General features: G+C 55.8%; 10 protein-coding genes. 9 read left to right on the top strand and 1 reads right to left on the bottom strand.

Annotated features, from left to right (window positions below; translation table 11 throughout):
- The first annotated feature begins 384 nt into the window (after positions 1 to 384).
- The 9 genes from AC1DPR_RS30970 to AC1DPR_RS31010 all read left to right on the top strand — a co-directional run bounded on the left by AC1DPR_RS30970 (position 385) and on the right by AC1DPR_RS31010 (position 9,966).
- A complete protein-coding gene (locus AC1DPR_RS30970) occupies positions 385 to 1,425 on the top strand; it encodes a Gfo/Idh/MocA family protein (RefSeq protein WP_018859724.1) in 1,041 nt (346 codons plus the stop codon).
- A 4-nt stretch (positions 1,426 to 1,429) separates the two neighbouring features.
- Positions 1,430 to 2,446, top strand: a complete 1,017-nt coding sequence (locus AC1DPR_RS30975; protein WP_113472006.1) for an NAD-dependent epimerase/dehydratase family protein — start codon at positions 1,430 to 1,432, stop codon at positions 2,444 to 2,446.
- An 8-nt stretch (positions 2,447 to 2,454) separates the two neighbouring features.
- On the top strand, positions 2,455 to 3,603 hold the full coding sequence (locus AC1DPR_RS30980; RefSeq protein WP_113472007.1) for a DegT/DnrJ/EryC1/StrS aminotransferase family protein: 1,149 nt from the start codon (positions 2,455 to 2,457) through the stop codon (positions 3,601 to 3,603).
- Positions 3,590 to 4,081, top strand: coding sequence for an acyltransferase (locus AC1DPR_RS30985; RefSeq protein ID WP_018859728.1), 492 nt, complete (start codon positions 3,590 to 3,592; stop codon positions 4,079 to 4,081). The genes AC1DPR_RS30980 and AC1DPR_RS30985 overlap by 14 nt, the downstream gene beginning before the upstream one ends.
- Positions 4,078 to 5,199: a DegT/DnrJ/EryC1/StrS aminotransferase family protein gene (locus AC1DPR_RS30990; protein WP_113472008.1), complete on the top strand. Its 1,122-nt coding sequence runs from the start codon at positions 4,078 to 4,080 to the stop codon at positions 5,197 to 5,199. Before AC1DPR_RS30985 ends, AC1DPR_RS30990 begins: the two co-directional genes overlap by 4 nt.
- Positions 5,196 to 6,848, top strand: coding sequence for a glycosyltransferase (locus tag AC1DPR_RS30995; protein ID WP_113472009.1), 1,653 nt, complete (start codon positions 5,196 to 5,198; stop codon positions 6,846 to 6,848). Before AC1DPR_RS30990 ends, AC1DPR_RS30995 begins: the two co-directional genes overlap by 4 nt.
- 112 nt (positions 6,849 to 6,960) lie before the next feature.
- Positions 6,961 to 7,458, top strand: coding sequence for an acyltransferase (locus tag AC1DPR_RS31000; protein WP_083929922.1), 498 nt, complete (start codon positions 6,961 to 6,963; stop codon positions 7,456 to 7,458).
- Between the two features lie 712 nt (positions 7,459 to 8,170).
- Positions 8,171 to 8,875, top strand: a complete 705-nt coding sequence (locus AC1DPR_RS31005; RefSeq protein WP_113472011.1) for a GntR family transcriptional regulator — start codon at positions 8,171 to 8,173, stop codon at positions 8,873 to 8,875.
- Positions 8,876 to 9,003: 128 nt separating this feature from the next.
- The gene (locus AC1DPR_RS31010) at positions 9,004 to 9,966 is read left to right on the top strand and encodes a dihydrodipicolinate synthase family protein (protein WP_018859732.1); all 963 of its coding nucleotides are present in this window, start codon (positions 9,004 to 9,006) and stop codon (positions 9,964 to 9,966) included.
- Positions 9,967 to 10,115: 149 nt separating this feature from the next.
- Here the strand turns inward: AC1DPR_RS31010 and AC1DPR_RS31015 are convergent.
- Positions 10,116 to 10,339 (bottom strand): transposase (locus tag AC1DPR_RS31015; protein ID WP_477817911.1); only part of this gene is annotated, 224 nt, incomplete at its 5' end.

The raw sequence follows: 10,339 nt of genomic DNA on the forward strand, positions 1-10,339 counted from the left end.
CGGGGTGGAGCAGCCCGGTAGCTCGTCAGGCTCATAACCTGAAGGCCGCAGGTTCAAATCCTGCCCCCGCAACCAACAAAACCTGAATATTTGCCAGTCAAGTCGCCTCACAGAAAGCTCCTCCGCATAGGCGTCGAGGAGCTTTTTTTTTTGGACTCCGTGTCGATTTCTCAAGCCGCCAGGTTCGCCCAAATTCGCATGTGTTTCAGCAGCGACACAACGCCCAGCCGAAGCCCAACACGAAGCTTTGCCGCTGACTGCGGAGTCGGAATACAAGTTCCACCTTCGATCGAGGATTAGAGTTCGCCTCAACAGTAACCGTCAGGCTGGGGCAAGATTGCACCGCGATAAGTCATGCCGATTAAGTGTGAGGGTCTTGCTGGCATGATCAAGGTGGCTTTATGCGGCGTAGGTTACTGGGGGCGCAACCTGCTACGTGTCCTTTCCAGCAATCCTGGGATTCAGTTAGCCGCAATTGTTGACACGCGGCTGGAGGTTCGAGAACGACTGGCGCAATCGTTCCCGAGCGCCGCGATTTACGAAGACGCTTCGTCTGTCATTCTCGATCCAAATATTGATGCAATGGTCATCGCAACGCCGGTGTCCTCGCACTACTCGCTTGCTAAGGCCGGTTTGGACGCCGGCAAGCATGTGATGATCGAGAAGCCCATGTGCGGTTCAAGTGAAGAGGCGGAGGACCTGGTCGCGCGGGCCAAAGCCTATGGCTTAACTCTGATGGTTGATCACACCTTCCTCTTCCATCCTGCCGTTCGAAAGCTCCGAGATCTCGTTGCAAGCGGCACGCTCGGGCATATTTCCTATTTTGACTCCCAGCGCGTCAATTTGGGCCTTTTTCAACCGGACGTAAATGTGCTCTGGGATCTCGCTCCTCACGACCTATCGATCCTGGACTATCTGTTTGCGGCAGAGCCGGTTTCAGTGGAGGCCAGCGGGTATTGTCACGTCAACGACAAATCGCCCGATATCGCCTACATCACCTTGCATTACGAGAACTCTATGGTCGCGCACCTCAATCTGAGTTGGATGTCGCCGGTAAAAATGCGGCGGATTGCTCTTGGGGGCAGCAAGCAAATGGCTGTCTGGGATGATTTGAACCGCGATGAGCCGGTCAAGATCTATGATTCCGGCATCACTATCCATTCCAATCAGGATCGCGAGATCAATCTTCCGAATTACAGAATCGGCGCGGTGACGTCCCCGCGCATTTCCGGCCCCGAGCCGCTTACAGAAGTGGTTGAACACCTCCGTCGCTCCATCCTCGGGCAGGAGCGTTGCCAAACTGATGGTGATTTCGGACTGAGGATTGTCAGAACGCTGGAGCGGGCGCAGTCGGCACTGGAGCGCAGCTTGCAGCAGGTCGCATGCAGTAAGCGCAACACATTCAATATCATCGCGGCAGAGTGAGACGATGGAACAAAAGGTTAAACAATCGAACGCCTCAGATTTCCTAAGAGGGAAGCGCATTTTAGTAACCGGAGGCGCCGGCTTCATCGGCTCGCACATTGTCGATCAACTCATGGGCTACGAGGTTCAGGCCGTTCTGGCTGTCGATAATATGGTGCGTGGGAGGTCTGAGAATCTCTCTTCCGTTGCCGCCGACCCGCGCTTGCGGCTTGTAAACGGCGATATTCGTGACAATGCGCTCATGGACGAGCTGGTGCGAGACGCCGATATCGTATTCCATCAGGCCGCTTTGAGGATTACACATTGTGCCGCCGAACCCGCCGAGGCCTTTGAGGTTATGGGCCGCGCCACATTCGATCTTCTGCAGCTCTGCGTGAAACACAAAATTCAGAAGATCATCGCTGCGTCGTCCGCTTCAATCTATGGCTATGCTCCAGAATTTCCGACCACGGAGGCCGCAGCACCCTACGCCGATCGAACATTGTACGGCGGCCTGAAGCTCTTCAACGAAAAGCTGCTCCGATCATTCAACGATATGTACGGTCTTAACTACTGTGCGCTTCGTTACTTCAATGTCTATGGAACGCGCATGGATATCCACGGCCGCTACACGGAAGTCTTGATCCGGTGGATGGAGAGAATTGCTGCCAATCAACCTCCGATCATCTTTGGTGACGGCTTGCAAACCATGGATTTCGTGGAGGTTCGTGACGTCGCGTCTTCGAATATCGCGGCGGCTCTCTCTTCTGCTTCGGACGAAGTCTACAATGTCGCGTCAGGGGCCGAAGTTTCTCTAAAAGAATTGGCGCAGACGCTGCTCAAGATCATGGGACGGGAAAATCTCGGAATCCACCATGAACCTGCTCGCAACGTTAACCCAGTCGAGCGGCGGTTGGCCGATCCGTCAAAGGCGCGGGCGCAACTTGGTTTCCAAGTTTCGATCGGGCTGGAAGATGGATTGCGCGATCTGGTGCGATGGTGGCGGGATGAATGTGTCTCCGTGCTGGAGACGGCCAAGTGATCCCCCTTATGCGCCCAACGGTGGGTCCAGAAGAAGCAGACGCACTCGCTTCCGTCATCGCTTCCGGCTGGTTGACCCAGGGACCACAGGTTCTTGGGTTCGAGACGGAGTTCGCTGCAATGACCGGTGCCTCATATGCATGCGCGGTTTCCAACTGTACGACAGCGCTTCATTTGGCACTGCTGGCTGTCGGTGTTGGACCGGGTGACGAGGTGATCACGGTCAGTCACAGCTTCATTGCGACAGCGAATGCCATCCATATGTGTGGTGCCGAGCCGGTCTTCGCGGACATCGGTGCAGGTAGCTACAACATGGATCCGACCAGTATTGAGGTGCTGATATCGTCGCGGACTAAAGCCGTGTTGTGTGTGGACCAAATTGGTATGCCGTGCGACTTGCAGGCGATTTGCGCGGTCGCTCATGCGTATGGGCTGGCAGTGGTGGAAGACGCCGCCTGCGCCAGCGGATCGATGATCCTGGTCGATGACCAATGGCACCGGATCGGTGGCGTGCTCTCCGACGTGGCATGCTTCTCATTTCATCCCCGCAAGGTTCTTACGACGGGTGAGGGCGGAATGATCACCACGAACAACCCTGAAATAGACGCGAAGTGCCGCCTTCTGAGGCAACATGGAATGTCTGTCTCCGACCTCGCCCGTCATGCATCCAATCGTGTTGTGATCGAGACCTACACCGAGACGGGTTTCAACTACCGCATGACCGACCTTCAGGCTGCGGTTGGACGAGAGCAGCTAAAGCGTCTCGATGGAATTGTTGCCGAAAGGCGGAAATTGGCGAAGCGTTACGGCGAACTCCTGATGCCCGTCAACGGTATAATCGTACCGCAAGAGCCGAACTGGGCGAAATCTAACTGGCAGAGCTATTCAATTGGGTTGCCTGAAGGTGCAGATCGCGAAGAGGTCATGCAGGAGATGCTCGACCGAAAAATAGCGACCCGACGTGCAGTCATGTCCAGCCACCTTGAGGCGCCCTGGCGCGGGGCTCGGCATGCAGGGCTTTCCCGATCCGAACATGTCAGCGCAGCTCATCTCATACTACCACTTTTCTCCGGAATGACGGATGCCGAACAAGTCAGCGTGGTGACTGCCTTGTCAGAGATCCTTGCTGAAAAGGAGCGGCCCAATGCCCATCGCTGACAATGTCGTTTTTGAAGATGACGTACTGGTTTTCCATCCAGATCTCGTCAATTTGTATGGCTGCACAATCGGCCGTGGAACACGGATCGGCACCTTCGTGGAAATCCAATCGGATGTCCATGTCGGTGCAAAATGCAAGATCCAGTCCCATAGCTTCATCTGCTCTGGTGTCATCATTGAGGACGAGGTGTTCGTGGGCCATGGCGTCATGTTCACAAACGATCGTTATCCGGCTGCGACAAACGCTGACGGTGCATTGCAGGGCTCGGAAGATTGGGTCTGCCTTCCCACCCGTATCTGCTCCGGCGCATCGATCGGAAGTAATGCCACGATTCTACCGGACATTGTAATTGGACGAAGGGCTATGGTAGCAGCGGGGGCGGTGGTGACCAAAGACGTTCCCGAATATGCCATCGTCGCGGGCAATCCAGCACGTGTGATAGGGTCTACTCGCGACATGTCGGAGAGTGGGCGATGAGTTCACAGACAACGGTACCTTTCGTCGATCTCTCTATCCAATGGGAGCAGATTCGCCATAATGTCATGCCGGAGATCGAACGGCTGTTCGATGCGAGCGCTTTTTGCCTGGGGCCATGGGTTGACGAATTCGAAAAGGCCATCGCCTCCTATCTTGAAGTCGATCACGCCATTGCCGTCAGCAGTGGCAGTGCTGCCCTGCATCTGGCGGTCATTGCAGCGGGCATAGGCCCGAGAGACAAGGTTCTGGTACCGGCCCATAGCTTTATCGGCACCTTGTGGGGGGTGATCTATCAGGGTGCTGTTCCGGTTTTTTGTGATGTGGAACGTGCTACGGGTACGATCGACTTTGCGGATGCGGAAAGGCGTCTGGATGGCGATGTGAAAGCAGTCATTCCGGTTCATCTTTACGGTCAGCCCGCAAATATGAAGGCAGCGCTGGAGTTTTCCGAGCGTCACGGACTGACAATGATAGAAGATGTGGCCCAAGCAATCGGCGCTCGTTACAACGGTCGACCGCTCGGATCGATGGGGTCAATGGGCTGTTTCAGTTTCTACCCGGGCAAGAATCTCGGTGCAGCGGGTGAAGGCGGCCTCATCGTCACGCAAGACGCCGACATCGCTCAGCGGCTGAGGGCACTGAGAAATCACGGGCAGACGCAGCGTTATCTCCACGAACAGATCGGCTATAACTACCGCATGGATGGCCTGCAAGCGTTGGTCTTGAACAGCAAGCTAAGGCATCTTGATGATTGGACTGATCAGCGGAAGCGGGCCGCAGAACGGTATAGGGAGGGCTTGAAAGGCACGCCCCTTACGCTCCCTGATGTCGTGCATGGCGATCATGTTTACCATCTCTACGTCGTACGCACGGATCGGCGCGACGACCTACGGTCGCACCTTGATTCAAGAAGTATTCAGACCGGATTGCACTACCCCATTCCATTGCATCGGCAGCCTTGCTTGGCGCAAGTCGAAAGCGCCCAAAGTGAATTTCTTGCAACGGAAGAATTTGCCGGCCAGGGGCTGTCTTTGCCCATGTTCGCTGGCATAACCGCGGCGCAGCAGCAACAAGTCGTCGATGCAATTTGCTCATTTTTCGAAAAGGGTGAGAGATGACGGTGGCAACACAGCGCAGACGCGTTCTATGCGTGTTGCCGCAGCTCAATACGACCACAGCTCCAGTTCTCACAAATGTGGTCGACGAGTGGATTTACGCGCTTGCTCACCACTGCGAGGTTAGTGTTGTCGACCGCGATTTCGATTTCAAAGCCGTCTGCGATGAGCTGCAGCCCGATTTCGTCATATTTTCGGCAGTGCATTCCGGCAGACCACTACGGCTTAGCATCACAAACATTCATACCTACCCAGAGATACCGCGGGCGCTGTACTTCAATTGCGATCCACACGACCCGATGCGGCCACTCACGTTGAGCGCTCTCACTGAATACGGCATTGACACGATCTTCTGCTTTGGGCTGGAACATCTGCAGCATATGCCGGAGCTCTCGCAATTTGCCTGTTTCGTCATTCCGAAATTTGTCGATCCCGAGATATTCCATGACTATAACTTGGAAAAGATCATCCCCGTCAACATAATGAGTGGGCATCTATTCCCGAGTTTCTACCCGTGGCGGGCAAAGCTGACCCACGAGATTCAACACTTCTTTCCAACGCTAATTTATACTCATCCGGGCTATAGGCTACAGGACCGCAGGCCATTTGAGGTTCGTGACGCTAGATACGCTCAGCTAATTTCTCAAAGCTACTTTTCGGCTGCCGACACGACGCGACTGGACTACGTCGTTCGCAAGCACCTTGAGATACCAGCTTGCGGTACGGTTCTTCTTGCTCCTGACTCCGATCGTCTGAAAGAATACGGCTTTGTGGACATGCAAAACTGCATCATGGGCAGCGGAAAGGAGCTCTACCAAAAGATCAACGAGGTCAGCAAAGACCTCGATCTTTATTCCGACATCCGTAAAAAGGGTTATGAACTCGTCCACAGCCGCTATACGCGTCAGGCGTGGACTTATATTGCAGATTGGTACGAGTGCCGCCGCGCCGTTCGTTCAGGCGAAGTTGTCAGACAAATCAATTGGTTCGGCAAATTTGAGATCGTTCCAATGCAATCCCCTTCCGTAGTTTTCGTGAACGCGGCCGTTCCGGACAGCCCGATGTCCGCAGTGCTTCGTTCGGCCAGATCGGCAATTCTGGAGGGAGGAGATTTCAAGGAGGTCGCGCAGACCCTGAGAGAGCTAAGTACTTGGATTAGCCATATCGCCGAGCCATGGGTTCTGCTCGGCATTATCTCGCTGCTCGAGGGAGATGCAGGAGAGGCCGCCATTCTACTTAGTCGTCGTAGCAATCTCCAGGGCACATCGTCGCCGGCCTTGGCGCAGATGGATCCGGTCGAGATCGCTTGGCTTCTCCTCCTGAGTGATATCATTGGCGACAAGGATTTGAGGGTTTTCCTGCTTGAACAAGCCAAGACCGTCCCTCACGTTTCCATTAGGCGAACCAAATGGTTGATCGAAACAAACGAGCTTGCGGATCCATCCAACGACGACTCGTTTGACGGACCGTTGCCTGGGGACTGCCTCTCGACTGCTTGGATTGGAAATGAGGACTTTGATAGTTGGCTTGATTTAATGGCGCGATTGTTCCGCGCAAATAGTCGCCACGATCGCGCACTCGATATCGAAGGTCTTCTTGCCATGCGTGTGAAATCTGTGGGGCGGACGACTACCGAAGCTGCAACGGTCTAGTCTTGGGCAAGAGCGATAGGTGGTGGAATATCACACGTGCGAGGCTACCGCGTCTTTGGCCCATTGTGGTGAGTTTATCTCAACGGTCAAAGTAGATAGAGCAAGTTCACTCATGATTGAAACATTGAGAGCACTTCAAAAAACGCTGCAACTCAAGAAGCTCGCGCAATTCCAGCGGCGCGTGTCCTTCGGCGATTTGATAACTGATCGTTGGGAAAATGCGCGTGAATATGGATTTGGTGAGGGTACATCCTGTTATGACAGTGCCCTCGTTATGGGAGAGGTCCGTGTCGGTTGCCATACCTGGATTGGTCCTGGAACGGTATTGGATGGGACTGGCGGGCTTTCGATCGGTGACCACTGCTCAATCTCCACTGGTGTTCAGATCTATTCACATGACACTGTGCAAAGAAGCTTAACACTGGGAAAAGCGCCGATCGAATATTCTCCAACCAAGATTGGCAGCGGCGTCTACATCGGTCCCAACAGCGTTATTTCTCGTGGCGTGACGATTGGAGATGGTGCGGTGGTTGGCGCGATGTCTTTTGTTAATCACGATGTTCCAGCTGGAAGTAAAGTCTGGGGCTGTCCTGCTAGAATCCAGACGTAGTATTGGCGTTGGACTTTGATCTGAACCCCGTGATGCAGCCACCGGCCCGCGCTAGCCTTTTGACACGCTGAGCGGCAAACACCTCGTCCCTAAACTATTTGGCGGTCGGCCGTATCAATGCATGGGATGATGGAGAGCCGTTTGTGTCATCGCTGATACTGTCGTCAAGCAACCGAAGAAAGAGAAATCGAACTGGCTACAGGTGCCGGACCGCTGCTTCTATATTTGCTCACTCGTCTGCATCGCCCAAAGAAAAAGTGCTCGACGTCCGCGGTGACCGCGCTTGGCGCAAAGCTGAAATTGTTGCCGCGAGGGTCGGCTTGAGGCCGAGACTTTACAAGTCTCCGTCCCATCAGGCCCTGCAACCGATACCTTCCCAGATACCCGAAACAATCGCAGCCAGATATCCCCGGCGGGCCAGAACCTCCGCGGCGACGGCCTTGCTAGAGCAGGGGCAAAGCGAGTCGTAAAAGGCAATCTGCGCTTCCGAAAAGTCGATGCCGCCTCCATGGGACTTTCCCTTCTCTCCCTTGCAGGAACCAGAAGTCGAAAATTCCCGCTCCGACGGCTCAGCATGACAGGTTTCGTCAGAATCGAAAATCGATTCCGATTTTAGAGGCCTTGCTCCGGGCATTTCACCCGCCCGAGTTGCCAGAGCTATTGACCAGCACGCGAGAAAAAGTATTCCTTTTGTCGACAAGAGGATACCGGCATGACTGATACCGACACGAAGTCCACTCCCGAACGCAAGCGAGGCTCCGGCGTCAAGATGGTTTACGACCTCTTGCGCGATGAGATCTTGGACCTGGTTTTACCGCCCGGCAGTCCGATCGATGAGGTGCAACTGGCCGAGCGTTTCAAGATGTCGCGCACGCCGATCCGCGAGGCGCTGGTGAGGTTGGCCGGCGAGGGCCTGATCGATACGCTGCCCAATCGCTCGACCATGGTATCGAATATCGATTTCCTCAATATGCATACCTTCTTCGATGCGCTGGTGCTGATGTATCGCGTGACCACCCGTCTGGCCGCCCAGTATCATCGCCTCGATGATCTGCAGGTGATCCGCGCGCATCAGGCCGACTTCGCCGCGGCGGTCGCGGCCCAGGACGCCCTGGCGATGATTGCCACCAACGCTGCCTTCCATTCAGCCATCGCAGAGGCAGGCCGCAACGCCTACTTCTCCGGTCTCTTCAATCGTCTCCTCGATGAGGGGCGACGCATCTTGCGGCTCTATTACCAGTCCTATGAAGACCGCTTGCCGCAACGTTTCGTCGACGAGCACGAAGACATTATCGCTGTCATCGCCGCGCGCGACAGCGAGGCCGCCGACCGCTTGGCGACGATCCATGCCGAGCAGATCGTGCAGCAAATACAGAAGCTTTTCGCGCGCGGCGGAAATCTGGATATCGCCCTCTGATCTGCTGCATAATTTTTGTCGACAAATAATATGCAAGTGATATAACCGCCGTCGAAGACACGGGGACCGGTGCCGGTGGAGGCGCGCGGCGATCCCTGCCCGTCCCGCCAGGCAATAGGAGTTTCGCAATGAAGGCCAAGATTTTCTCCGGTGTAATTCCGGCCCTGATGACCCCCTGCAAGGAAGACCGTACCCCCGACTACGACGCACTCGTCCGCAAGGGCCTGGAGTTGATCGCGCAGGGCATGTCGGCTGTCGTCTATTGCGGTTCCATGGGGGATTGGCCACTGCTGAGCGATGCACAGCGCATGGAAGGCGTGGAGCGTCTCGTGAAGGCTGGCATTCCGGTCATCGTAGGCACCGGCGCCGTCAACAGCGCCTCGGCTGTCGCGCATGCGGCCCATGCCCAGAAGGTCGGGGCACAGGGTCTGATGGTCATCCCGCGCGTCCTGTCGCGTGGTTCGGTAATCGCGGCCCAGAAGGCGCACTTCAAGGCAATCCTCTCGGCTGCCCCCGATCTTCCTGCTGTCATCTACAACAGCCCTTACTACGGCTTCGCCACGCGCGCGGACCTGTTCCTCGCGCTGCGAGCCGAGCATCCGAACCTCGTCGGCTTCAAGGAATTCGGTGGCGCTGCAGACATGCGCTACGCAGCAGAGAATATCACCAGCCGCGATGATGGCGTTTCGCTGATGATCGGCGTCGACACGGCCGTCTTCCATGGCTTCGTCAATTGCGGTGCGACCGGAGCGATCACTGGCATCGGCAACGTGCTGCCGAAGGAAGTGCTGCACCTCTGCAACCTCGCCCAGGCCGCTGCTGCCGGCGACGCAGATGCCCGCCAGCGCGCGCTGGAGCTCGAGCAGGCACTGGCCGTCCTCTCGTCGTTCGACGAAGGCCCGGACCTCGTGCTGTTCTTCAAGCACATGATGGTATTGAAGGGCGACAAGGAATACACCCTCCATTTCTACGAAACCGACGCCCTGACCGATAGCCAGCGCGGTTACGTCGAAACTCAGTTCAAGCTCTTCAACACCTGGTACGCCGAATGGAGCAAGCTCCCGGGTGCCGTTGAGAAATACAAGGCCTGATTTTCAAAGGCTCTCAAATCGAAAGGCCCTCCGATTGGAGGGCCTCAGACTGCTGACAAACCCGTCGATATTTTCGGCGGGTTTGTTTTTTGGACGTTGGTTGTTTTAGTTGGGTTCTGAGGCGGGGCGAAGTTGGCGGCCTCTGGCCCTCATGCGATGGCTGGTCTGGGTGGCTTGGTGAGCGCCATGGCGATCTTCTTGATGTTTTGGGCGGCTGCAGCCAGCAGGCACTGGCATGCGACGCGGGTGAGACTTCGAAAGCGGGCATAGCGATGCCCGTGAAGCTGCTTGGCATCGGCAAACGAGCGCTCGACCGTCTCCTTGCGGCGCTTATAGATTGCCTTGCCCCAAGGGGTCAGGCGATGGGCGTCGG

This window comes from Rhizobium sp. 01T417, from assembly GCF_056398905.1.